Annotated in this window: 26 protein-coding genes and 2 pseudogenes; 12 read left to right on the top strand and 16 right to left on the bottom strand. The window is 56.3% G+C overall.

The features are described 5' to 3' along the window. Nucleotides 1-25: 25 nt before the first annotated feature. From ACQ86N_RS24880 to ACQ86N_RS24825, 12 genes and pseudogenes are all read right to left on the bottom strand, one after another. The gene (locus ACQ86N_RS24880) at nt 26-331 is read right to left on the bottom strand and encodes a RagB/SusD family nutrient uptake outer membrane protein (protein ID WP_431209395.1); all 306 of its coding nucleotides are present in this window, start codon (nt 329-331) and stop codon (nt 26-28) included. Between the two features lies 1 nt (nt 332). After that, the gene (locus ACQ86N_RS24875) at nt 333-566 is read right to left on the bottom strand and encodes a hypothetical protein (RefSeq protein WP_431209394.1); all 234 of its coding nucleotides are present in this window, start codon (nt 564-566) and stop codon (nt 333-335) included. Beyond that, a complete protein-coding gene (locus ACQ86N_RS24870) occupies nt 521-796 on the bottom strand; it encodes a hypothetical protein (protein WP_431217588.1) in 276 nt (91 codons plus the stop codon). The genes ACQ86N_RS24875 and ACQ86N_RS24870 overlap by 46 nt, the downstream gene beginning before the upstream one ends. After that, the gene (locus ACQ86N_RS24865; RefSeq protein WP_431209393.1) at nt 687-1,424 is read right to left on the bottom strand and encodes a hypothetical protein; all 738 of its coding nucleotides are present in this window, start codon (nt 1,422-1,424) and stop codon (nt 687-689) included. Before ACQ86N_RS24865 ends, ACQ86N_RS24870 begins: the two co-directional genes overlap by 110 nt. Next, nucleotides 1,327-1,839, bottom strand: coding sequence for a hypothetical protein (locus ACQ86N_RS24860; protein WP_431209392.1), 513 nt, complete (start codon nt 1,837-1,839; stop codon nt 1,327-1,329). Before ACQ86N_RS24860 ends, ACQ86N_RS24865 begins: the two co-directional genes overlap by 98 nt. Before the next feature lie 242 nt (nt 1,840-2,081). Further along, nucleotides 2,082-3,335, bottom strand: a complete 1,254-nt coding sequence (locus ACQ86N_RS24855) for a TonB-dependent receptor domain-containing protein (RefSeq protein WP_431217587.1) — start codon at nt 3,333-3,335, stop codon at nt 2,082-2,084. A 1,046-nt stretch (nt 3,336-4,381) separates the two neighbouring features. Beyond that, nucleotides 4,382-4,429: pseudogene (locus ACQ86N_RS24850) on the bottom strand (hypothetical protein); the annotation flags it as partial. Continuing rightward, the gene (locus ACQ86N_RS24845; RefSeq protein ID WP_431209391.1) at nt 4,407-5,312 is read right to left on the bottom strand and encodes a carboxypeptidase-like regulatory domain-containing protein; all 906 of its coding nucleotides are present in this window, start codon (nt 5,310-5,312) and stop codon (nt 4,407-4,409) included. The gene ACQ86N_RS24845 and the pseudogene ACQ86N_RS24850, both read right to left, overlap by 23 nt. 258 nt (nt 5,313-5,570) lie before the next feature. Next, nucleotides 5,571-5,822 (bottom strand): FecR domain-containing protein, encoded by a 252-nt coding sequence (locus ACQ86N_RS24840; RefSeq protein WP_431209390.1) that lies wholly within the window; start codon nt 5,820-5,822, stop codon nt 5,571-5,573. 22 nt (nt 5,823-5,844) lie between these two features. Then, on the bottom strand, nt 5,845-6,204 hold the full coding sequence (locus tag ACQ86N_RS24835) for a FecR family protein (RefSeq protein ID WP_431209389.1): 360 nt from the start codon (nt 6,202-6,204) through the stop codon (nt 5,845-5,847). Then, nucleotides 6,159-6,620, bottom strand: a complete 462-nt coding sequence (locus ACQ86N_RS24830; RefSeq protein ID WP_431209388.1) for a hypothetical protein — start codon at nt 6,618-6,620, stop codon at nt 6,159-6,161. The genes ACQ86N_RS24835 and ACQ86N_RS24830 overlap by 46 nt, the downstream gene beginning before the upstream one ends. Further along, nucleotides 6,621-7,247 (bottom strand): RNA polymerase sigma factor, encoded by a 627-nt coding sequence (locus tag ACQ86N_RS24825; protein ID WP_431209387.1) that lies wholly within the window; start codon nt 7,245-7,247, stop codon nt 6,621-6,623. 543 nt (nt 7,248-7,790) lie between these two features. Here ACQ86N_RS24825 and ACQ86N_RS24820 point away from each other — a divergent pair. The 10 genes and pseudogenes from ACQ86N_RS24820 (at nt 7,791) to ACQ86N_RS24775 (ending at nt 18,309) form a co-directional block, all read left to right on the top strand. Continuing rightward, the gene (locus tag ACQ86N_RS24820; RefSeq protein ID WP_431209386.1) at nt 7,791-9,788 is read left to right on the top strand and encodes a glycoside hydrolase family 2 TIM barrel-domain containing protein; all 1,998 of its coding nucleotides are present in this window, start codon (nt 7,791-7,793) and stop codon (nt 9,786-9,788) included. Further along, nucleotides 9,776-11,986 (top strand): alginate lyase family protein, encoded by a 2,211-nt coding sequence (locus ACQ86N_RS24815; RefSeq protein WP_431209385.1) that lies wholly within the window; start codon nt 9,776-9,778, stop codon nt 11,984-11,986. The genes ACQ86N_RS24820 and ACQ86N_RS24815 overlap by 13 nt, the downstream gene beginning before the upstream one ends. Nucleotides 11,987-12,002: 16 nt before the next feature. After that, on the top strand, nt 12,003-12,200 hold the full coding sequence (locus ACQ86N_RS24810) for an alpha-L-fucosidase (protein WP_431209384.1): 198 nt from the start codon (nt 12,003-12,005) through the stop codon (nt 12,198-12,200). Beyond that, the gene (locus tag ACQ86N_RS24805) at nt 12,197-12,946 is read left to right on the top strand and encodes an alpha-L-fucosidase (protein ID WP_431209383.1); all 750 of its coding nucleotides are present in this window, start codon (nt 12,197-12,199) and stop codon (nt 12,944-12,946) included. Before ACQ86N_RS24810 ends, ACQ86N_RS24805 begins: the two co-directional genes overlap by 4 nt. An 11-nt stretch (nt 12,947-12,957) precedes the next feature. Beyond that, nucleotides 12,958-13,365, top strand: coding sequence for an alpha-L-fucosidase (locus ACQ86N_RS24800; RefSeq protein WP_431209382.1), 408 nt, complete (start codon nt 12,958-12,960; stop codon nt 13,363-13,365). A gap of 123 nt (nt 13,366-13,488) precedes the next feature. Next, the gene (locus ACQ86N_RS24795) at nt 13,489-14,016 is read left to right on the top strand and encodes a carboxypeptidase-like regulatory domain-containing protein (RefSeq protein WP_431209381.1); all 528 of its coding nucleotides are present in this window, start codon (nt 13,489-13,491) and stop codon (nt 14,014-14,016) included. Continuing rightward, nucleotides 13,922-14,269 (top strand): TonB-dependent receptor plug domain-containing protein, encoded by a 348-nt coding sequence (locus ACQ86N_RS24790; protein WP_431217586.1) that lies wholly within the window; start codon nt 13,922-13,924, stop codon nt 14,267-14,269. Before ACQ86N_RS24795 ends, ACQ86N_RS24790 begins: the two co-directional genes overlap by 95 nt. Then, the gene (locus ACQ86N_RS24785) at nt 14,266-16,593 is read left to right on the top strand and encodes a SusC/RagA family TonB-linked outer membrane protein (RefSeq protein ID WP_431209380.1); all 2,328 of its coding nucleotides are present in this window, start codon (nt 14,266-14,268) and stop codon (nt 16,591-16,593) included. Before ACQ86N_RS24790 ends, ACQ86N_RS24785 begins: the two co-directional genes overlap by 4 nt. Nucleotides 16,594-16,604: 11 nt before the next feature. Then, nucleotides 16,605-17,192 (top strand): annotated as a pseudogene (locus ACQ86N_RS24780) (RagB/SusD family nutrient uptake outer membrane protein); the annotation flags it as partial. Between the two features lie 427 nt (nt 17,193-17,619). Continuing rightward, complete coding sequence (locus tag ACQ86N_RS24775) at nt 17,620-18,309, top strand: RagB/SusD family nutrient uptake outer membrane protein (protein WP_431217585.1); 690 nt, start codon at nt 17,620-17,622, stop codon at nt 18,307-18,309. Nucleotides 18,310-18,355: 46 nt separating this feature from the next. On the opposite strand, the gene ACQ86N_RS24770 is transcribed toward ACQ86N_RS24775, so the two are convergent. From ACQ86N_RS24770 to ACQ86N_RS24760, 3 genes are all read right to left on the bottom strand, one after another. Then, entirely contained in the window at nt 18,356-18,757 is a 402-nt protein-coding gene (locus ACQ86N_RS24770) for a hypothetical protein (protein WP_431209379.1), read from the bottom strand. Next, nucleotides 18,730-19,125: a hypothetical protein gene (locus tag ACQ86N_RS24765; protein ID WP_431209378.1), complete on the bottom strand. Its 396-nt coding sequence runs from the start codon at nt 19,123-19,125 to the stop codon at nt 18,730-18,732. Before ACQ86N_RS24765 ends, ACQ86N_RS24770 begins: the two co-directional genes overlap by 28 nt. A gap of 110 nt (nt 19,126-19,235) precedes the next feature. Then, nucleotides 19,236-20,501: a glycoside hydrolase family 88/105 protein gene (locus ACQ86N_RS24760; RefSeq protein WP_431209377.1), complete on the bottom strand. Its 1,266-nt coding sequence runs from the start codon at nt 20,499-20,501 to the stop codon at nt 19,236-19,238. A gap of 197 nt (nt 20,502-20,698) precedes the next feature. Between ACQ86N_RS24760 and ACQ86N_RS24755 the strand changes: the two genes are divergently transcribed. Both ACQ86N_RS24755 and ACQ86N_RS24750 read left to right on the top strand, forming a co-directional pair. Continuing rightward, on the top strand, nt 20,699-22,117 hold the full coding sequence (locus ACQ86N_RS24755) for a rhamnogalacturonidase (RefSeq protein WP_431209376.1): 1,419 nt from the start codon (nt 20,699-20,701) through the stop codon (nt 22,115-22,117). 9 nt (nt 22,118-22,126) lie between these two features. Continuing rightward, nucleotides 22,127-22,978, top strand: a complete 852-nt coding sequence (locus tag ACQ86N_RS24750) for a hypothetical protein (RefSeq protein WP_431209375.1) — start codon at nt 22,127-22,129, stop codon at nt 22,976-22,978. A 36-nt stretch (nt 22,979-23,014) separates the two neighbouring features. Here the strand turns inward: ACQ86N_RS24750 and ACQ86N_RS24745 are convergent, their stop codons facing one another. Beyond that, a complete protein-coding gene (locus tag ACQ86N_RS24745) occupies nt 23,015-23,725 on the bottom strand; it encodes a T9SS type A sorting domain-containing protein (protein ID WP_431209374.1) in 711 nt (236 codons plus the stop codon). Nucleotides 23,726-23,782 lie beyond the last annotated feature (57 nt).

Genomic DNA, 23,782 nt, shown 5'->3' with positions numbered 1-23,782 from the left:
TAAAAATAATAGAATTCAGAGAGGGTTATTTAAAATGCCAAAATTGTTGAATAGAAAGAATATCTACCACCCCGGGTTTTGCACCAGGTTGGCATTGATGCCCAGAGTCAGAGACGCTGATGGGCATCAGGTAATAGGATGGGGTATTAAAGATGCGGTTTTCGATGAGGGTCGGCTGATAAAAGTCGGTGGCTGTCGTCCCCTTGATGTTCATGCCATAGATCGGCTGGTTGAACAGCTGGGCTCCCAGTTTCCAGCGACGGACGTCCCAGAAGCGATGGCCTTCGAATGCCAGCTCGATCATCCTTTCACGGCGGATGAGGGTGCGCATTTCATCCTGCGTAAAACTGCTTTTGCCGACCAGGGCCCAGGAGGCCGAGGACGCCGGGTATGCCCGAGCGGGTGCGGATGGCGTCGAGGTACTGGATGACGGTGGACTGCTGGTCGGGGGCGTATTCGTGTGAGCGCTTCCGCGTAGTCGAGATAGAGTTCGCCCAGGCGGAAGATGGGCCGGGGTATTTCACGGGTGTCTGTGCGGATGTGGTGAGGACCGAAGCGGGGTGCACGCCTTTCTGCTGGAGGTATCCGCCCGGGCTGAAGTCGCTCTGTGAGGGGACCAGCCGTGGGTCTCGCCACTGCGCATCAGGAGCATGATATTGGTGCTGTTGACTGCGTAGTTGCCGCGGTCATAGCCGATGGACGCGTAGAATCGGGGTTCCCTGTTCTGGTGCAGCTTGATGGTCGTGCCGTTGAGGGTATAGCGGTTGGTGTAGTCGAAGGAGGGGTCGACGTCGATGGGCAGGCCGTTTTTGGTATAGTAGGATCTCTACCATGGAGAGGGTCGGGCACTCGCCGTTGTAGGTCTTGCCCTGGATCCTTGGCGTGGTCAGGTGGAAAAGGTCGATGGAGTTGGTCTGTGGGTCGGTAAATCCCCAGAGGAGCTCGCTGTTCCATGGATCGACCATCGTATACCGGTAGTTGTTGACGCCGGCCTGGAAGGGATCGGACGTGTTGATGGTGCTGGTATACAGTTTGGCCCCGGCTGCCACTGCCGAGTTGAGGGCGTCGAGGCTGGCGTCCGCGGCCTGTTTCCATTTGTTGGCGTCGTAGGTGAGGTTTATCAGCGCCTTTCCGTCCTTGTTCTTGAAATTGCTGTAGAATTCCGTGTTGCCGTTGAACAGCGGGCTGGCGGCGTACAGGAGCATCCGGGCTTTCATGGCCTTGCAGGTGACCGAGGTGACGCGTCCCAGTTCGGTCGGGGAGACGGTGGCGGGCAGCATCGCTGCTGCTTTGTCCATCAGGTTCGCGATGAAGCGGACGCAGCTGTCATAGGGCTGGCGGGAGGGGTAGTAAGCGCTGCCTGTGGCGTCGAGGTTGACAGCGTCGGGGATGGTGACGACGGGGCCGTATTCGCGGAGCAGCACAAAATGGAAATAGCTGATCAGGAAAGCTGGCCTCGCCTTTCATGCGCTGCAGGTCGGCGGGAGCTATATCGGGTGTTTTGTCGATGTTGTCGAGAAAGGTATAGCACTGGCGGATGCCGTCGTACATGCCGGCTCCGGGGTTGCCGCCCGCGGTGCCCCAGTAGTTCCAGTAGGGGGAGGAGGAGTTCAACTGGCCGCGGTCGTAGCCTTTGGCGGTGTGGTTGTTCCAGTTGGGGATGCAGACCTCGTCTGTCGTCTCTAATTCGGGAGTGGCGCCTACGTTGTCGAGGCGGGGAATATAGTCGTACAGCGAATAGAAAAAGTTCAGCGCCGCGCCGGAGTTGTGTAAATGCGCTCTCGAGGGTGGCCGTTGCCGGCGGCACCACGTTGAGGTATTTTTTACAGCAGGGAGCAAGGGCCGTAGCGAGGAGGAATATGAGCGATAAATATTTTGTTTTCATGTCTTTCGTTATTTTAAAGTGAGCTGGACACCGATGTTGACGATCCGTTGTGGCGGGTAGTCAAGGCCGTTATTGCTGGAGCCATTGGCAGACAGTTCGGGGTCCCACAGCTTGAATTTTGTAAAGGTCAGCAGGTTGAACCCGTTGAGGTAGACGCGGGTGAAGGCGTTGGGTGAAAAGCCGATCTCGGCGCTTTTCAGGCGCAGAAAGGCGCCGCTGCGCAGCCACCGAGGTCGAGCCCTGGTAGTCGTTGGGGCCGGCCAGATCGGACAGGCGCGGGAAAAAGGCGTGGGGGTTCCGGTTGCTCTGAGACCACGTGGTTGTCGGCGATGGCTTTCAGCAGGTTGCTTTGCAGCGTGCCGAACGGGGTGATGCTGTTGGTACTGGTAAAGGAGGTGCCTACGGAGCCGTTCATAAAGAAGGAGACGTTGGCGATGCCCTGGAAGAAGGTTTTGAGGTCCCAGTGTTTGTAGACCATGTTGAAGCCAAAGCCGTAGGTGATCTCGGGGACGGTTGGGTGACCCATCGGGACCTTGTCGTTGTCGTCGATGAGCGAGTTCTTGTCGTAGGCGGAGGAGACGTCTTTGTATTTGATGTCGCCCGGGAAGACGGTGCCGTACTGGGAGGGGCTCTTGGCGATTTCCGCCGAGTCGGCGAACAGGTGTTCGGCGATCAGGCCTTTCAGCCGGTTGAGTGGTCGTCCGATGGCTGAAAGGTAGGGATAGGCGTATTTGGGTTCGTCGAGGAATAGCACCTTGTTGCGGGCATAGGTGAAGGTCCCGCGGGCAGTGACGAGCAGGTCCTTGTTGACGCGATACGAATAGGCCATGGCCAGGTCGATGCCTTTGTTCTCTACCTTTTCGATATTGGCGAAGGGGACGGCAGACCCGATGCCCAGGGTGGAGGGGACCACGCGTTGCTGGAAGATATTGGACCGTACTTCCCTGAAGGCGTCGACGGTCAGGGTCAGCTGGTGCCAGAGCTCGATGTCCATGCCGATATTGGTCTTGTCGGATCTTTCCCAGGTGATGGCGGGGTTGGGGTAGCGGCTGATGAGGACGCCTCCGCGGGTATTGTTGAAGCTCTGTCCGAAAGTGTATCCGTTGCCGGAGTTGCCCCCGTTGTTGATGTTGACCACGCTGGTATAGGGGAATCGGGTGGTGGAGATCTGGTCGTTACCCGCCAGACCTTTGGAAGCCCGGAACTTGAGGTTGGTGATCACGCTGTGAAAGCGGTCGAAGAATGCTTCGTTGGAGATAAGATAGCCGATGCCGACGGACGGGAAGAAGCCGTATTTATGGCCGGGAGCAAAATTCTCCGAGCCGGTATATCCAAAGTTACCTTCGACAAAATAGCGGCTATCGTAGGCATAGGTGACGCGGCCGCTGACCCCTGGTTGCGGTGCGGGAGATTGGTGACGATGTCGGTACCCACCTGATTGAGGGAATATTCTTTTTGCTGGTAGACGACAAGGCCTGTCACCGCGTGCGGACCAAAGTTGCGATCATAGTTGATCAATCCCTGGAGATAGATGGTCCGGTTGCCGTCATTGGCATCTTTTTGTGTGAGCGCCATTTGTCCGTTGGCGTCGTGGGGCTGTATGTTGTAGTTGTATTTCCCGGTGGTGGGATCGAGGCTGTAGGAATTGAGGACATAGGTGTAGGGTGTATAATATCGCTGAATTGTGCTTGACGTATAATTCTTAAAGGAAGCCAGCAGGTTGGCGGAAAGACCTTTTGTGAAAAAGTCCAGCTTTTGATTGACCTTAAGTGTTGAAAGTGCGGTTGAGGTGAAGGTCTGGGTGTAGCCTTTTACGAGGTCGGCGTAGGGGTTGGGGAAGCCCTGGGAGAAACCGCCGGTGGCGTTGCCAAAGTACAGGTGGCCGGCCGTGTCGGGTGCGGGGAAAAGCACCGGGAAGTGAACCGGGTTGCTGTTCATCACTTCCACGAAGACGCTGGAAGCGGAAGTGTACGGACCTGTGTAGGGGTTGAAGTCGGCGCTGATGCTTAGTTCTGCTTCGGTGGTCTTTGTCACGTCGACGGTCAGGTTGTTGATGAAATTGAAGCGCTGGTCGTTGATGTTGTTGTTGAAACCGTTGTTGGGCTGGTTCTTCAAAATGCCTTCGTCGCGGTAGTAGGACACGCCCATGTAGTAGCGCGCGTTGCGGCTGCCTCCGCGGATGTTGACATTGGCGTGCTGACGGAGCGAGAAGTTGCGGAACAGCGTCTTGTACCAGTCGACGTCGGGATAGGCGATGGGGTCAAGGTGTTTGGCGGTACCGTTGATCTTGTCCTGGGTGTACTGCGGCGCCTGGTTGGGATTGTCGTTGAACTTGGCTTCGTTGTAGTCGGTCATAAAGGTGACGGCGTCGGCGAATTTTGGCAGCTGGGTCGGCTGGACAAAGGAATTCTCTACCATCGTGGTGATGACGGGTTTGGCGAGGTTGCGGCCTCTTTTGGTAGCGATGAGTATGACGCCGTTGGCGCCGCGTGCGCCGTAGAGGGCGGTGGCGGAGGCGTCTTTAAGGACCGAAAAATTCTCGATATTGACAGGGTCGATATTGTTGAGGTCGCCGATGGATATCTTCGACGCCGTCTAGGAAGACGAGGGGGTTGGTATTTCCGGGTGTCGCCACGCCGCGGATCCAGAAGGAGGCGGCGTTCTTTCCCGGTTCGCCGGTGGTCTGTACGGCGACCATGCCTGCGACCTGGCCGGCGAAGCCCTGTGACAGCTGACTGCCGGGAATCTGCAGGTCTTCGGCCTTTACTGTGCTGATGGCGCCGACCACGCTGGCTTTCTTTTGTTTGCCATAGCCTACGACAACGACTTCTGAGATCGCCACCTGTACGGGTTTGAGGTTGATCTCGATCACGTCGCTTTTTTGGGGGACGCGGAGGCGTTGTGGTTCGTAGCCTACGAAGGAGAATACGAGTGTGTCGTTGTCGGTAGCCTTTATGCGGAAATAGCCTTTTTCGTCGGTGATGATGCCGCGGCTGCTGCTGGCCAGCATGACGGAGGCATTGACAATGCCGTCGCCTTTCTCATTGACGACGCGACCGAAAACGTCTTTGGGCGGGCCGCCGGGGCCGGGGCTCTCACGGGGAGGGGCGGGCGTTTTTTTCTCTTCGATGAAGACGATTTTTTCTTCGTCGCGGATGGAGTAGTCGAAGGGCAGGTGGTCGAGGCAGGCCGTTAGTGCTTCCTGCAGGGTGGAGTTCTTCATCGAGATGCGGATATGTCCGACCCGGTCGAGTATTTGCTGGTTGCAGAGGAAGGAATAGCCGGTTTGCTGGCGCAGCGATCGCAGGGCTTTTTCCAGGCTGATGTCTTTTGACACCAGGGTGACGCGCTGCTGCGAGTAGCCGTGCGCGGATATTTGTAATGTAGTGGCCAGTAATAGAATAGCCGTCAGCCTCATAATCAGCATCGTTTTTTTCAAATGGCACAAGGTCCCTTTTTCCAATTGGCCTTGGCACAGAACAGGGAGTTCCATACTTTTGTGTAGTTGGGTTTTAGTGTGAGATCACGTTTTGAAAGGAATGTCGGTTTTGCAGGGTGAACCCAATTTATGGCCGGAAGTGTGTACAAGACATTTCCGGTTTTTTGTGTCCGCCTGTGTAGGAAAGGTTATGGTGGAGATAGAGCGTACTTCATAATGGCTGGTTTTGGATTAAGCAATCGTTTTTTACTGTGGAGCGACGATCAATGTCCGGCCGTCCTGCCGGATATGGATATTGTTGTGCTCAAAGAATTCCAATAAGGTCGAGAGATAAACACCGCGGCTGATTATGCCGAAGAAACGGGCTTTTGGAACGGCCCCTGTATAGCGGATGTCGACGTCGTACCATCGGGAGATCTGTCGCATGACGCAGGAGAAATCGGGATTCATAAAGGAGATCTGGCCGTTCTTCCAGGCCAGCACGTCTTCTGTGTCCACGTCCTTCGCGAGTGTCTCGGGGTCATCCGCCTGCCAGCGTACCTGCTGGCCGGGGTGGAGGGGTGAGCGACCGCTGGCCGTTGACCCTGGCTTCGCCCTCCGTCAGCGTGACCTTTGCGACTGGTTCGTCGTCGTAGGCGTTGATGTTGAAGGCGGTGCCGATGTCTTCGATGGTGTGATGAGCCGTTCGTACCGTGAAGGGCCGGCCGGGAAGGTGTCGTACTTCGAAATATGCTTCTCCGGTGAGTTCGACCTCCCGTCTGCCGGCGCTGAATGCCGTGGGGAACCGAAGGCTGGTGGAAGCGTTGAGCCAGACTTTTGTGCCATCGGGGAGGATCAGCTGGTACTGGCCGCCGCGCGGCGTGACGACGGTGTTATACATGGTGGCGGGGTCGGGCGAGGTTGGGTGATAGGCGAGCACGCCGCTGTCCAGCTTGACCACGTCGGTGCCTCCCTGTGTGGTGACGGCGCCTTTTTTACGTCGTCCAGCACGATGTGCTGGCCGGTGGCGAGTACGAGGTAGGCCCGGTTGGCGCCGGGCGAAATGCGTTGATTGGCTTTTGCAACGGCCGGGGCATCGTTATGTTGTGCCCTATAATAAACTGTGGTGGCTATTATCAATATGGCTGCTGCTGCGGTCCAGCGCAGCCAGCGGAGCGAACGTCCGGGTCCGGCGGTCTGCGCCCTGATCTTTTCCCATACGGCGTCTTCCTTTTCGGTATTCCACGAGGGATGTTTGTCGGCGCTGTCGAAGGCCGCCCGCATTTTTCTTAGTAGTTCCTGGAATTTTTCCGTCATTCAAAAGGGGGTTACCCTATAAAGACCCCAATAAAAGCGCAGCGGCGTAAGCGAGGATAAAAAAATTAAATGGCGGCTGATATATTCCCTGATCGCCTTTCGGGCCAGCTCCATATGTTTCTTGGCGGTAAGGCGGGAGATCTGCATGCGTTGGGCGATGTCGTCGTAGCCGAGCGCCTCGCCGTTGACCATCTGATAGACCTGTCGCTGGCGGTCGGGCAGGAGGTGGATGGCTTTTTGGACCAGCTGTTCGTATTGTTTTTCCTGGATCGGGTGGTCGGGTGCGTCGTCGTCGGCCAGTTCGTCGGACTGTGTCTCAAGGCTGTGGACCTGCCGGGCCTGTCTGGAGTGGCGGTCGAAGTAGTTGAAAACGGTATTGCGGATGAGGATGAAGAAATAGTCGTCGAACTGCCGGACTGCTGTGAGGTTGGAGCGGCGGTCCCAGAGCCGGACGAAGACCTGCTGGACGAGCTCTTCGGCTTCGGATTCGTCTTTGATATAGACCATTATCGAATTGTAGACTTTTCCGCTGTAGAGGCGGTACAGCTGTTCGAATGCCATGGGGTCTCCTGCGGCGATGGAGGAAATCAGGGCAAGTTCGTTATGCGTCGTATCCTGCTGCGACAAAGACAGTTGCTTTGGTTCTGCGTTGTAAGATAAATAAAAATTCCAACGGGTGGAAGGAGATGCCAAAATAGCTGAGGGAATTGCCAAAAGGATATAGTACGATCTCGGGAATATTCCTTTTATTGCGGGTTAATATTCCGCATGGTGATCTGTTTCCGAAAGCTTGTCTGTCTAGTCCTGATTTCCACTCTTTTTATGGGGGCCGGCGCCCAGCAGTCTGTTCGGCTGAACGATGGATGGGAATTCCTTCGCAGCGATCTGGGCGGCGTGTGGGAGGCCGTCCGGCCGTCGGCGCCGGGTGATCCGGGGGGTGCCGGTCTGGAAACCGGTGCGTCTGCCGCACTGTATGAATGCGCGGGACGGGGTCGATCCGGACGTCAATTATTATCAGGGGCCGGCGTGGTACCGGACGCGGCTGGAGCTGAGGAATCCCTATGCGGGGGGACATACACTGTTGCATTTTGAGGGGGCGGGACAGAGCACGGACGTCTATGTTTATACTACGAAGGTGGGTTCGCATGTCGGGGGTACGATGAGTGGACGGTGGACATTACGGATGCCGTGGCTGCCTTCGAAAAAGACACTGCTGCGTTTCGGCGGTTCGGGGGGCGGGTACCGGTGTCGGTTCGTTGTGATAATTCGAGGGATGTTCAGCGCATACCGTCTTCGATGTCAGATTTTACGGTGTATGGGGGGCTCTACCGGTATTTGGATCTGGAGTATGTGCCTGCCGTGTGGATCGATAATGTGTTGGTGAATGCCGTGCTGGAGCCGTCGCTCAGGGAGGGCAGGGTGAGGGTGAGGAGTTTGTTGAGTCAGGCTGTGGCTGAGCAGGTGAAGGTGAGGCTGATCGATCCGTCGGGGAAGGTGGTGAAGGTGGCTGACGGGGACGCTGGTTTTCTCGTACGGGAACCGCGGGTATGGTCGGTGGATCATCCCGTGTTGTATACTTTGGAGCTAAGTTTAAAAGATTTTACGAAGAAGGTTTCCTTTGGTTTCCGGAACTATGAATTTAAGGACCACGGTCCGTTCTTTCTCAACGGTCAGCGTCTGCTGATCCGCGGCACGCACCGGCACGAGGACCATGCGGGTCTGGGCGCCGCGATGACGGAAGAGCTGATGCGGGCGGAGATGATACAGATGAAGGAGATGGGGGTAAATTTTATTCGTCTTGCGCACTATCAGCAGTCGCGTATCATTCTAAATCTTTGTGACAGTCTGGGGATACTGGTGTGGGAGGAGATACCCTGGTGCAGGGGAGGTCTCGGCGGGCCGGTCTATCAGCAGCAGGCGTTGCGGATGATGAGCAATATGATCAATCAGCACTATAATCATCCGGCGGTGATCATCTGGGGATTGGGAAATGAGAACGACTGGCCGGGGGATTTTCCGGAGTTCAGTAAGGATTCGATCAGATATTTTATGAAGCGGCTGAACAGTCTGGCGCATGCGCTGGACCCTTTGCGTAAGACGGCGATTCGGCGCTGTGATTTCTGCGCCGATATTCCCGATGTGTATTCGCCGTCAATATGGGCAGGGTGGTACCGCGGAGTCTATACGGAGTACAAGTCTTCGACCGAAGAAGAATTTAAGAAGGTGCCGCATTTTCTGCATATGGAGTGGGGCGGGGACAGTCATGCGGGACGGCACTCAGAAAATCCCGACAAGGCGTTGCTGAGTGTGCGGACGGGGCAGGGGACGGATGAGCGCACCGGAGACGCGTCATTGTATGGCGGGGCTGCGCGGGTGTCGAAGGATGGGGACTGGAGCGAGACCTATATCTGTAATCTGATCGACTGGCATTTGAAGGAGCAGGAGACGATGCCCTGGCTGACGGGGGCGGCGCAGTGGGTGTATAAGGATTTTTCGACGCCGCTGCGGCCGGAAAATCCGGTACCGTATGTCAATCAGAAGGGGGTAGTCGAAAGGGATGGAACGAAGAAGGAAGCGTATTTTGTATTTCAGTCTTACTGGACGACCAGGCTGATGGCGCATATTTACGGACATAGCTGGCCGGTGCGGTGGGGTAAGGAAGGGGAGGAGAAAATGGTGAAGGTCTATTCGAATGCTCCCGAGGCCGAGTTGTTCCTGAATGGGAAGAGCTACGGAGTGAGGCATCGCAATTCACAGGACTTCCCTGCGGCCGGTCTCCGGTGGAAGCTGGTGTTTCAGCCGGGGGAGAATTGGGTTCGGGTGGTGGCGCGGAAGGGAGATGCGCGGGTAGAGGATACTGTCCGATTCGTTTATCAAACGGCGGTATGGGGTAAGCCTTCGAGGCTTCGGCTGGAGAAAATGGATGACAGCACGGTGAGGGTGGAGGTGCTTGACGGGAAGGGTGTGCGTTGTCTGGATGCGGCGAACTGGATCCATTGGGGACTGGCGGGGGACGGAAGGCTGATCGATGATCTGGGAACTTCGACGGGCAGCCGGAAGGTCCAGGCATTCAATGGTGTGGCGATCATCCATGTGGAAGGGCAGCATTTTGTCGTCAGTGCAGCAAGCGAAGGAATTAAAACAGAACTCTTAATATGGACCCGATAACACCGATCTTATTACTGGCCGCGCTGAAGAAGCCGGTGATGGCCGAGGCCGGCTGGGCGATGAAGCAGTCGCCCGTCACGGTTACGGCGAGCTATTCTCCGCGAAGCGCTGGGACGCGGCACGATTTCTTTTCGGAGGGGGACTACTGGTGGCCAAATCCGGTGTCCGCCGACAGCCCCTATATCCAGCGGGACGGCGAGACCAATCCGGCTAATTTTACCGCTCACCGCGAGGCGATGATCCGGCTGAGCCGTGTGGTGGGTGCGCTGGCGTCCGCCTACCGGCTAACTGGCGATGCGCGGTACGCCAGGCAGGCGATGAAGCATGTGCGGGCCTGGTTCGTCGATACGGCGACGATGATGAATCCGAGTCTTGAGTATGCTCAGGCCATTAAGGGCAGGGCGACGGGAAGGGGTATCGGCATCATCGATACGATACAGTTGATGGAGGTGGTGGAGGGACTGGAAACGATGGGCGGGGCGGTCGATGCCGGGTTGATTGCGGAGGTGAAGGCCTGGTTTTCGCGCTATCTGATCTGGCTGACGACGCATCCGTATGGAAGGGATGAGATGAATGCGGCAAACAACCATGGCACCTGCTGGGTGATGCAGGTGTCTGCGTTTGCAAAATTCACGGGGGATGTGCAGTTGATGGAGTTTTGCCGCGAGCGGTATAAGAATGTTTTGCTGCCCAACCAGATGGCGGCAGACGGGAGTTTCCCGCAGGAGCTGCGGCGGACCAAGCCCTACGGGTATTCGCTGTTCAATTTGGATGCGATGGCGACCATTTGCCAGTTGTTGTCGGGGCCCGGCAATGATCTGTGGCACTATCAGACGCCGGATGGCAGAAATATCGGGAAGGGGATCGCCTGGTTATATCCGTACATATCCGATAAGAACAAATGGCCTTTTAAGCAGGACGTCATGCACTGGGACGAGTGGCCGGTGGCGCAGCCTGCGCTGGCCTTTGGCGGAGTGGCGCTGGGGCGTGAGGACTGGCTGGATTTATGGGCGCGGCTGAATCATCAGCCTTCGGGCGCGGAGGTGATCCGCAATCTGCCGGTGCGTCATCCGCTGGTCTGGTTTGGGAAGTCGCCGGTCGACGTCGGCAAGGTGGTGGCGGATGCGGAAGGGCAGACCAGGGTGCTGCTGGATAGTCTGGCTGCGCGTAAAGGCAGTAATGGCGGGGCTTTCTCGCCGCGTACGATCGAGAACGGTCAGCTGAAAGCGGTTGGATCGAAGGACTGGACGAGCGGGTTTTTCCCGGGCGAGCTGTGGATGTTGTATGGGTTTACGGGGAAGAAGGAGTGGGAGGATCTGGCGAAGAGCTATACGGCGCCGATGGAGGTGGAGAAGACCAACGGCGGGACGCACGATATGGGTTTCAAGATCTTCTGCAGCTATGGAACGGGCTGGCGGCTGACGCGGGATGCGGCCTACCGCGACATAATCATCGAATCGGCGAAGACCTTGTCGACGCGGTTCAATCCGAAGATCGGCTGTATCCGGAGCTGGGATCATCACAAGGAGTTGTGGATGTATCCGGTGATCATCGACAATATGATGAATCTGGAGCTGTTGTTCGAGGCGACGAGGCTGACGGGGGATTCTTCGTTCTATAAGATTGCGGTGACGCACGCGAATACGACGATGAAGAATCATTTCCGGGCGGATTACAGTTCGTTCCATGTGGTCGATTATGACACGGTGACGGGGCAGATCAGGCGAAGGATGACCTGGCAGGGGGCGAATGACTCTTCGGCGTGGGCGCGCGGCCAGGCCTGGGGTCTGTACGCCTATACCATGTGCTACCGATATACTCGTGATCCGCGGTATCTGGCTCAGGCGGAGCATATTGCTTCTTTTATTCTGTCCCACCTGCCGGAGGACAGGGTGCCGTACTGGGACTATAGCGCGGCGCGGGCAGGCGAGCCCAGGGATGCATCGGCCGCTGCGGTGGCGGCGTCGGGCTTGTATGAGCTGAGCGGGTATAGTGTTCGTGGAGTGGAATATCGTTCGGCGGCGGATGCCATGCTGGTCAGCCTGACGGACCATTACCGGGCGCCGGCCGGGAGCAATAAAGGGTTTATATTGCTGCACAGTACGGGTGGCAAGCCGAGCAATTCGGAGGTGGATGTGCCGCTGAACTATGCGGACTATTATTATCTGGAAGCGCTGAAGCGTTCACAAAACAAGTAAATAACGGTGTTATTATATGAAAAAACTAACGATCTTATTTTTATGCGTGCTGCTGGCTTCGGGTGGAGCGATGGCACAACAAGCAAATTCTGATTCGAGGATGGCGTGGTGGCGGGATGCAAGGTTCGGTATGTTCATCCACTGGGGCGTTTACGCCCAGCTTGCGGGGAGTATGACGGGCACACTATCGGGAAGGCGGCGGAGTGGATCATGAACAGGGGGAAGATACCGGTGGCGGAGTACCACCAGGTCGCCAACAGATTTAATCCGACTAAGTATGATCCGGATGCGTGGGTGAAGATGGCGAAGGATGCGGGGATGAAGTATATCGTGATCACGGCGAAGCACCACGATGGCTTTGCGTTGTTCGGCAGCAGGGCGAGCCGGTGGAATGTGGTCGATGCGACGCCTTATGGCCGCGATCTGCTGAAGCCTTTGGCCGAGGCCTGCCGCAAGTACGGGATGAAGCTGGGCTTTTATTATTCGCAGGCGCAGGACTGGAATAACCCGGGCGGCGCGGCTTCGCGGAAGGTGACGTCGGAGGGATGGGCCAATCCCGACAGTGCGCGGATCGACGCCTATACGACCGAACACAAGGGGCACTGGGATCCTGCCCAGACCACGCAGACGATGGGTGAATACATCGACAAGGTAGCGGTGCCGCAGGTGAAGGAACTGCTGACGAACTATGGCGATGTGGCCGTGCTCTGGTGGGATACGCCGACCGATATGACCGACGAGTATGCTTCGAAACTGAATGCGTTGCTGGCGCTGCAGCCGAATATCATCACCAATGACCGGCTGAAGCGTCCCAATTTTCCGGGGGACTACAAGACGCCCGAGCAGAAGATCCCCAATCTCAGCGAGCTGGATGGCAAGGACTGGGAGACCTGTATGACGATGAACGGCACCGGGGTTTCAAGGCATCCGATCACAACTGGAAGACGCCCACTACGCTGATCCACAATCTGGTGGATATTGCTTCCAAGGGAGGCAACTATCTTTTGAATGTCGGGCCGACGGCCGAAGGAGAGATCCCGCAGCCGAGCATTGACGCGCTGAAGGCGATCGGGGGCTGGATGAAGACGAATGGCGAGGCCATCTATGGTACGAAAGCGAGTCCGCCGCTGCCGCTGGCGTGGGGGCGTTGTACACAGAAGATGGAAGGCGGCAATACGATACTGTATCTGTCGGTGTTCGAATGGCCTGTCGATGGCAAGCTGACTGTGCCGGGTATCAAAGGCAAAGTGCGTCGCGCGACGCTGATCACCTGGGGCAAGAAGCTGGATACCGAGAATGGCGCGGATGGGCTGGTGATCCATGTTCCGCCGACGATGCCCGATGCGCTGGCTACTGTTATCAAAGTTGAAGTGAAGTAGTTTTGAAGACTATCATACGCCAATTAAGTTGAATAAAATGCAATTTCTGCAAAATCCGAGGTGCGTAAATTTCGCGATGTTGCAGGATTAAAGGATTGCTATTATTCAATTAAAAATGAACGTATGAAAAGTCTGCGGTATGTCTGCATACTGACCGTCTATCTGCTTATCGGGCAGGCCTTGTCTCGCCCAGCTCCGCCGGGAGCCATTGTTCATGGAATTATAACGGCCGGGGGCTCGCCTCTTTCAGGGGTGTCGATCGTAGTCAAGGGGACTACACAGGGTACGACAACTGCTGAGGATGGTAGCTTCCGGCTTTCTGTTGCCAGGAACAGCGTACTTGTTATTTCACATACAGGGTATCAGGTCCAGGAGATAAAAGTCGGCAATTCGGACAGGACGGTTAACCTCTCGTTAACGGAGAGCCGGAGCAGTCTCGACGAGATCGTCGTCGTCGGTTATGGCACCCGGCGTAAGTCGGAGGTCACGGGTGCGATCGTCTCGGTGAGTGCGAAGGCTATCCAGGATGTGCCTTCCGCCAATTTGACCCAGTGCGCTGCAGGGGCAGGCGGCGGGTATCGATATTCAGAAGTCTGGTGGCGGGAGCCATCCGGGCCAGTCGCCGTCCATCCTGATCCGGGGCAGCCGTAGCGTGAAGGCGGGTAATGGTCCGCTGATCGTCGTCGACGGAATTCCTTTTCAGGGCAGCATCGACGATATCAACCAGGACGATGTGGCTTCGGTCGAAGTGCTGAAAGACGCTTCGTCCACGGCGATCTACGGGTCGAGGGGCGCCAATGGCGTCATCCTTGTCACCACCAAACGCGGTCGTACGGGGCAGAAGCCGACCGTCAGCTATAGCGGCTATGCCGGCTTTACGAGTGGCTGGGTGAATACCCGATGATGAACGGGCCGCAGTATCTTGAGCTGAAGAAATGGGCGACCTATATGGGCAACCCTGGCGTCTACACGGGGCCGGACGATCCGAACCTGATCAACGGGTCCTTTATCGCGCTGGCGCCGGAAGAGCGGCAGGGCATTGCGATGGGGCGCAGCACCGACTGGCAGAAGCTGGTGTACCGCACCGGTATTATGACCGATCATCAGGTGGGGCTGCAGGGTGGAACGGACAATACCCAGTATGCTATCGGCGCGGGTTATTATCACGAGCTGGGTGTTTATCCCGGGCAGGGTTTTGACCGGTATACCGTAAAGCTGAGTGTTGACCAGAAGCTGGGCAATTTTGTCAGGCTGGGGCTGAGCTCGCTGAATACGTTTACCAATACGAAGGGGGAGAACGTGAACCCGATGGGGCAGGCGCTGAGGGCTAGTCCGCTGGTATCGCCCTATGACACCACGGGCAAGCTGATCAACGGATTTTTGCCGGGAAGCGCCAACCAGGTGTGGAATCCGCTGGCGGATTTTCTGCCGGGGGCGTCCGTGGAGAAGAGGCACCGGCTGGGTACCTTCAATAGCATCTATATCGAGGCGAATCTTTGGAAGGGTCTGAAATACAGATTTAACGGCGGTGCGGAGATCAGGTCGGATATCTATGGAAATTTCTACGGGAAGAATACGACGAATAATCTGGGTGTTCAGTCGACTGCGACGAATGCGACTACGGAGACGACGAGCTATACGCTGGAGAACCTGCTGATCTATGACAAAACCATTGCGGAGAAGCATAAGATCAATTTTACGGGGTTGTACAGCTACCAGAAATATAGTACACAGAACACTACCTTCAGCTATTCCGGCGTGCTGTCGGACCAGGCGCAGTATTATAATCCGGCGCTGGGTTTCAATTTCCAGGCGACGAACAGCAGTGACAACAACAGCCTCAGGCCCTGGGCGCTGATCTCCTATATGGGCCGGCTGAACTATACGTTCAATGATAAATACCTGCTGACGCTGACGGTGCGTTCGGACGGATCGTCTGTGCTGGCTCCGGGTAACAAGTATCATCTTTTTCCTTCCGCCGCGGCCGCGTGGAATATCTCGCGGGAGCGGTTTATGGAGAACGCCGGCAAGCTGTCCAGTCTGCGGGTTCGCGCGAGCTATGGACAGGTGGGCAATCCGTCGATAAGTCCCTATCAGACGCTGGGGAGCCTGACTACGCAGACCTACAACTACGGGTCGACGAATACAACCGGACTTTATCCCAATGCGGCGCCCAATCCGGGGCTGGGCTGGGAGTATACGGCTACGGCGAATGCGGGTGTCGACTTCGGACTGTTTGCAAACAGGCTAACGGGATCGGTCGAATTTTATCATTCCTATACCAAGGACATGATCATGCCCGTGACGCTGCCGCCGACGGCGGGTATCCCGAACCAGATACTGACCAATGTGGGAAAGAGCGAGAACAAGGGTTTCGAGATCCATATAGCGGCCGATATCATTCAGGCGAAGAGCAGTCACGAGGTGTCGTGGTCGGCCGACGTCAATTTCTTTATCAACAGGGGACAGATCACGCAGCTGCTGCCTACGCTGACGACGACGCTTGACGGGAAGCCTGCGGATATTGCGGATAAATGGTTTGTAGGCAAAACGATCGGCTCCTACTATGACTATCAGCGTACCGGGATCTGGCAGGCTACTTCCGCGGACTCGGCTGCCGCGAAGGCGCTGGGGCAGACCATTACGGGGACGAAGTCGGTGATCGGTCAGGCCAAGATCGCGGACCGCAACCACAATGGTGTGATCGACGCGGGCGACATGATGGTGGTCGGTACTCCGCAGGCGAGGTGGGAAGGCGGTACCACGCAGCGTATCGCGTACCGCAATTTCGACTTTACGCTGGTGGCCTTTGCGAGGATCGGCGGGATGATCTCCTCGACCTTGTACGGCGGTGGGTTTGCCAGCACGATGCAGGGGAACTACAACAACGTGAATGTGGCCTACTGGACGACGCAGAATCCTACGAATGCGTGGTCGGCTGCGACATCGGCCCAGACCAATCCGCCCAACCACTCGACCTTTGGCTATTTCGACGGGAGTTTCCTGAAGATCAGGAGTATGACGCTGGGGTATACGGTGCCTGCGTCCTTTGTAAAGGCGATGGGGCTGCGGTCCGTACGGTTCTATGCTACGGCCAAAGATCCCTTTATCTTCTTCTCGCCTTATCGCAACAAATATCATGGGATCGATCCGGAGACTGCGGGGACGCTGAATCTGGATACGCCGGCGTCGTGGTCGATGTTGTTTGGTCTTACTATTGGATTTTAAAAAAACTATTTATGAAATACAGGTTTTGTTTTTTGTTACTTGTTCTGGCTGCCTGCAGTAAGCAGCTGAACGAAAATCCGCAGTCGCAGGTGACCCCGCAGTTCTTTACGACGTCGCAGGGTTTTCAGTCGGGGCTGGATGCGGCCTATGGCGGGATGCGGAGTCTTTGGGGAACGGAGAATCTATTTACGCTGGCCTGTATCGGGACCGACGAGTTCCAGACGGGGAATGACGGTACGGGGAATGCGGTCAACTATTACAGCAGCGGCTATACGCCGGCGGACGGCAAGGTGTCTGCGATCTGGACCTCCTGTTATACATATATCAACACCTGCAACGGGCTGGTGGATAATGCCCCGTCGATAACGGGTATCAGCGCCACGCAGAAGGCGGAGATGGTGGCGGAGGCGAAGTTCCTTCGTGCGAACTATTATTTCGTATTGGTGCAATTCTGGGGAAATGTTACGCTGAACCTGCATTTTCAGGCTGTGGCGACGACGGCGGCCAAGCGTGATCCGAAGGCCGACGTCTATAATTTCATCATACAGGACCTGAAGGATGCGATCGCGGGATTGCCGGCGAGTCCGGTGCAGGGCGGGATATTGCCAGGGAAGGCTACCGCGGCCGCGGCGACGCATTTGCTGGCGAAGGTCTATCTGACCCGCGGCGGGTCTTCTGCCGCCGCGTCTGACGACTACCAGAATGCGTATACGCTGGCGACGGGGCTGATCAATAACAGCGCCACGCTGGGACTGGGGCTGCTGCCGGATTTTGCGTCAGTCAACCAGGAGGGGAATGAATCGAATAAGGAAGTGCTCTGGACGGTGCAGCATACGACCAGCCTTGCCTACAATGGCTCGCCGACCCAGAACAGCAGCGGGCAGGACAATGTGCTGGTGCATATGTGGGTGCCCAAGTACGAGACCTATGTGCCCGGCATGCAGCGGGATATTTTGGACGGCAGGCCTTATATCCGGGCGATCCCGACGAGGTGGCTGACGGATACGGTGTTTGCCGACAAGACGAATGATACGCGGTATAGCAAGACCTTTCAGACCGTATGGTATTGTAATAATGCGGGGGATCCCGAAATGGCCGGCGACCGTTCCGGCGGGGGTCGATCCGTCACTGGCGGGCAAGCCGAAGTTTACGCTGGGGGATACGGCCTGTTATATGCCCGGGGTGGATGTTACCGATGCGAAGATCGCGGCTACGCGCTATCTGCTGATGCCGCCGAGGAAGTACAATATCCAGATGGGGCCGTATATGAAGAAGTATATCGACACGCGTCGTCCGGATATGAATGCACCGTCTGTTCGCCCCGTCATCGTCTGGACGTTGGGGGAGACCTATCTGATCGCTGCCGAGGCCGCGTATTATCTGGGGGATGCCCCGGATGCGGTGAAATACATCAATGTAGTACGGGAAAGGGCAGCCTATCCGACGGGGAATGCAGCGGCGATGGATATACAGGCTTCGAACCTTTCACAGGATTTCATACTGGATGAGCGCAGCCGTGAGCTCTGCGGGCAGATGACGAGGTGGTGGGATCTGGTGAGGACGCACCAGCTGCTGGTCAGGGTGAAGGCGCACAATTCGGACGGGCGGGCGAATATCGTGCCGAGGGATACGCTGAGGCCGATACCGCAGGCGCAGATGCAGTCGGTGACCAGTGGGCCGGCTTATGGGCCGATGGGTGATCCGCTATGGAATTAGTAGGCCTGTTTTCCCGGCACCGGCGCGTCGCATCCATAGACGATGTTCACGCCGCCCGGAAAGGTATAGGTGAACAGGTCGGCTTCTGCGTGCACGTTCTGGATGATCTGCGGAAGGCCGATGGCGTTGTATTTTGTGATGACGACGGGGGCTGAAAATTTGATTCGTTGAGCGGATTGTTGATGCTGTAGTCTTTATAAACGAATCTCCAGACCGGATTCGTCAGATATGGATTGAGCCCGTTGTCGTATCCGGGGATGCTCCGGAACAGGTTGCCCCTGCCGTCGTACTGATAGTAGGTAGTATATATGCTGCCGGTCTCGAACTCATCGGTTACGTCCCTTACGATACGGCCCTGATAGTCCAGGAAGTGGGTGATTACCCGCATAAAGCTTTCGGGATTGGGTTTTGGGTCGGTGATCAGCGCGCCGTTGTTTTCGCCATACATGGAATCCACGATGATATTTGCCGAGGGGTAGGTATAGGTGTGCCATTCGAAGGTGAGGGTAAAGGGGTCGGATTCATCAGGTAGTCTGTCAACCGGTTGTGCCGGTCGTAGCGGAAGTGCCAGTCGACCTTTACCCTGCTGGGGCTTACCGGAGACAAATCCAGCATTTCTACCGGATTGCCTGCGGCATTATAGTGAATGACGACGGTGGCCGCCGGGCCGCCGCCCATTGCCGTGTCCAGCGATGTCAATTGCAGGATGGGGCAGAATTTTGCCCCTGCGATGTCCTTTACGGTTTCGTTCTTTTTGCAGGCCGGTGCGGCCAATAAGATGAGCCCGGCGACGAGGGCGGGTAAATTGTTTTTCATGTCATTTTTTTTAAGGAGGGTTATATAGTGCGGGCCGGAGCGATCCCGCGGGTTGTGGACCCGTGGACTGCAATACTATACAGTGAGCCTCCAAAAAAATATGACTTCGGTCAGGCCGGCGGATGAGGCTGGTCTGGTCTTATTTGGACGAGGTCTTGTCTTTGGCGAGGACCAGTTCGGTGCCGGCGAGGAGGAAGGCTCCGAGGCCGTGGGTATCGTTGGTTTCGCGGGGGCGGTTGTAATAGAATCGGATATTCTCTTCGACGTTGGTGCCGATGCAGATGTCGGTGAGTTCGCCGTCCGCCGTTACCTTCTTCGCCAGGCCTTCCCAGCCATTGAGGGCGATGGACAGGTAGTGGGGGCTGATCCAGCCTTTGTTGACGGCGTGGGCTACCGTATAAATGAACATGGCGGTTACGGAAGACTCGAGATAGGAGTCGGGTTTGTCGAGCAGGCTGGTGCCACATTCCGGAGGTGTCCTGATAGCGGGAGAAGCCGATGATCTGGCGGAGCAGCATTTTCCTTAGTTGTTCGCGCTGGGGGTGATTGGCGGGCAGTTGGTCCAGGAGGGCCGACTGTGCGAGGGCTATCCAGCCGTTGCAGCGGCCCCAGTGCGCGACGCCGTTGGTGTTCTCGTCGTTGTAGAACACGTGGAAATAGAGGCCCGATGCGCTGTCGTAGATATAGTGATTGAAGCTGAGGACCTGGCGGACGGCGAAGTCGAGGTAGGAGTTATCGCCGGTCATTTTTCCCATGCGGGCGAGGAAGGGGACGCTCATGTAGAGGTCGTCGGCCCAGAGGGTCATTTTGCGGGGGCCGTTGCGGGCGAGCGTTCCGTCGGGGAATTTCACCTGTTTGCTGATGATATAGTCGCCTACGCGGCGGAGGTAGTCGAGGTATTCCGGCTTTTTGTCAAAGCTGTATACGTCGAGAAGGCCGGCGGCCATGGAGCCGCAGTCGTCGAGGGAGCCGATCTTCATGACCGGGCGGTATTCGACGGAGGTTGTTCCGCCGTCGTAGATCTTTTTGAAATAGTCGAGGTTGCTGAAGATGAAGTCATAGTTCTTCCGGGCGTAGTCGGAATATCTGGCGTCTTTGAGGACGGCAGCGGTCTGTGTCATGCCTACGGCCAGGACACCGTTGACGTACATCCATTTGTTGAATTTGCTTTCCGCTTTTACGTCAGGTGAGGAGGCGAGGCCTTTGGTGCTTTCGTATTTCTCTCCCGTCTTTGTGTTGGTGAAGCGGAAGCTGGTTGTTTGGATGATATGGTCGGCGACTTTGCGGACCAGGGTTTCCGGGCTGTTGTCCTGGGCGAAGGTAGTTGCGCCTCCGAGGAGCAGCGCGAGTAAGAGCAATCGGGATGGCCAATTCATAATAGATCGTTTTTTGGCCTAATATTCCGAAAATTTTCATACATAGGAAAGGCCGGGGTAATATAGTTGAATAGATTGCCAATACTACAAATTCGGGAGGGCGGAAATAGTAGTTGCTTGCGGGTATGAAAAATTTGTTTGTCCTTTTGAGTTCATATATGGCAATTACCGGGACAAATCTGCAAGGCCATAGCGGTATGTTTTTGCAGAATGATGGGAAGAAAGCCGGGTTGGTGATGAGAATGGCACATCGCCAGCCCCCTTCCCATGCCGGGTGGTACAGTGTACGGGATTATGGCGCGAAGGGGGATGGCGCGACCATCGACGGCGATGCGATCAATAAGGCTATCGACGCGGCGGCTGCCGCGGGTGGGGGTACGGTCTATTTTCCGGCCGGCAACTATCCCAGCTATACGGTGAGGCTGAAGAGCAATATTTCGCTGTATATCGACCAGGGCGCGACGCTGGTGGCCGCGGCGCCGGTCGACAAGGTCGGATATGACAAGCCGGAGCCCAATCCGTACGATCAGTACCAGGACTTTGGGCATAGCCACTGGAAGAACAGCCTGATCTATGGGGAGGGGCTTCATGATATTTCGATCATGGGTCCGGGGCTCATCTGGGGCAAGGGGCTGACGAGGAGCACCAATGTACCCGAGGGTGGGGGGAACAAGACCATCGCGCTGAAGCTGTGCCATAACGTGACCATCCGGGACGTATCGGTGCTGCATGGGGGGCATTTTGCTATTTTGGCCACGGGGGTGGACAATCTGACCATCGACAATATGCGGGTGGACACCGACCGGGACGGATTCGATATCGACTGCTGTAAGAATGTGCGGGTCTCGAACTGTACTGTCAATTCTCCTTTCGACGACGGCATCTGTCTGAAGAGTTCGTTTGGGCTGGGTTATTCGAAGGCGACCGAGAATGTCACCGTCACGAATTGCCAGGTCAGCGGGTATGATGAGGGGAGTCTTCTGGACGGGACGTTCAGGAGGAGCTGGCGCAAGTACTCCGACAGCACGACGACGGGACGGATCAAGATGGGGACGGAGTCTAATGGCGGGTTTAAGAACGTCACGATCAGCAACTGTGTATTCGACTATTCGAGGGGGCTGGCGCTCGAGACGGTGGACGGGGCCATTCTGGAGGACGTGACGATCTCCAATATCACGATGCGGGATATCGTCAACTCTCCTATATTTATCCGGCTTGGCGCGCGTATGCGCGGACCGGACAGTATCCCGGTGGGCGTATGCCGCAGGATCATCCTGAGCGATATCGTCATCTACAATGCGGACTGGCGTCATGGCTGTATCATCAGCGGTCTGCCGGGGCATCCGATCGAAGACCTGCAGATGAGCAATATCCGGATCTATTTCAAAGGTGGGGGGACGGCGGACCTGGCGAAGAGGGATGTTCCGGAATTTGAAAAGGACTATCCGGAGCCTTATCGCTGGGGAAAAATGCCGGCATGGGGATTTTTCCTGCGGCATATAAAGGGGTTGGACATGCATGATGTGAAAGTGAGTACGCTCATGCCCGATGCGCGGCCGGCGTTTATTTTTAAAGATGTTGAAGACAAGACGATCAACAGAGTGTCACCAATTTAAACCTTGCATATGAAGAAGACCTTCCTATTCGGGACGCCGGTCGTGCTGGCCGTCATCCTGTTCTCCTGTCAAAAACTTTTCTGGGACATCGACCATGGCATCAAGCCGGCCCGCGGAGCCCTGCTCTCGGCCAATGGACCTGGCAACACCTATGAACTGATCGACAGCGTGCTTGGCGGCAATGCCGAAGAGGTGCCGGATTGTTCGCATCCAGACTTTGGGCGGCATATCAGCGAGATCTGGGATAGTACCCTGCGCCGATATGTTTTTGTCTTTACCATTCACGTGACGCCCGACAACGACCGTTGTGTGGCTTTCGACCGGCAGCGGAACGAGATCAAGACCTATGGGCCTTCGCCGGATAGTCTGAAGGGCTTTCTGAACGATACGGTCACGCATATGTGGAAGTTCAAGCTGGACAGCGGGTTCCAGCCTTCTCCGAGTTTCTGCCATATTCACCAGATAAAGGCCGGTGACGGGGACGACGGGGCGCCGCTGATCACGCTGACGCCGCGGTTCGGTAGTCCCGACAAGATGCAGATCATCCATACAGGATCGAGCAGCAGTACGAGTCTGGGGACGGTGCTGCAGGTGGCGCTGGCGCCGTTCAGGGGAACGTGGGTGAAGGTAGAGGAACATATCATCTATAAGACGGCGGGGTCCTATTCGATAAAGATCTCGAGGCTTCGGGACGATTCGGTGCTACTATCCTACAGCAATACGAATATTGATATGTGGAGGAACGGTACGACCTTTATCCGGCCGAAGTGGGGGATCTACCGGAGTCTCAACAATACCAGCTATCTGCGGGACGAGAATGTCCGGTTCAACGACTTCTATATATTAAAAGGGACGTACTGAACGTACGTCCCTTCTTTGGTGGTTCTGCGTGTCTGATTATCTTCTTACGAGTTTTATTGTTTTGACCTGGTTGCCCTGGACGAGTTTCAGGAAGTAGATGCCGGGTTTGTAGCTGGTGGCGTCGATGTCGACGACGTTGGTTGCGCCTGCAATCTGTCTTGTCATCAGCTGGCGGCCGTCCGCGCTGTACAGGGTCATGGTCGCGTCCTGCTGCTGGTCGGAGCTCAGGTATAATTTGAACATGCCGTCAGACGGGTTGGGATATACTTCGGTGAGGGCAGGCTTGCCGTTCTGCAGTGTTTTGCCGGAGGCGGTCAGGTTCTGATCGCTGTTGGCGGCGGAGGGGACGTCTTTGCCGCATACCGCCGTGGTACTGAAGGCGAGGTCCAGATGGTCGAAGAGGAAATTATCCTGCCAGGTGAGCAGTACCAGTTGCGGTAGCGGTATGCCATAGACATAGGAAGGGCTGGTAGAGAAGGTACTCTTGCCCGGAGGCGCGGTGAGGGCGCTTTGCTGGTTGGTACCGCTGACCTGCCAGGTGACGGGGACCTCGAAGGGATTGGGGTTGTTGATCTGCCAGTTACGGACGAGCTGCGGGTTGGGCGAGCAGAGCGGTTTGAGGTCAAGGTCCTTTACGTATGAGTTGGGGAATCTGACCTGTTCTACGGCGTCGGTTGCCTTGATGAGTCCGTAGCCGGTGGCGAAGTCGAAGCCCTTGTCGAAACCGGGTGTATTGGGGTCATCCATATCCCGGTATTCATGGACAGGATGCCTTTTATCTGAGAGGGCGTGAGGGTGTTCTTT

The sequence above is a fragment of the Puia sp. P3 genome, from assembly GCF_050632245.1.
Classification (GTDB): Bacteria; Bacteroidota; Bacteroidia; order Chitinophagales; family Chitinophagaceae; genus Puia.
The sequence above is the reverse complement of the archived record's forward strand: the minus strand, read 5'-3'. Positions and strand labels throughout refer to the sequence as shown.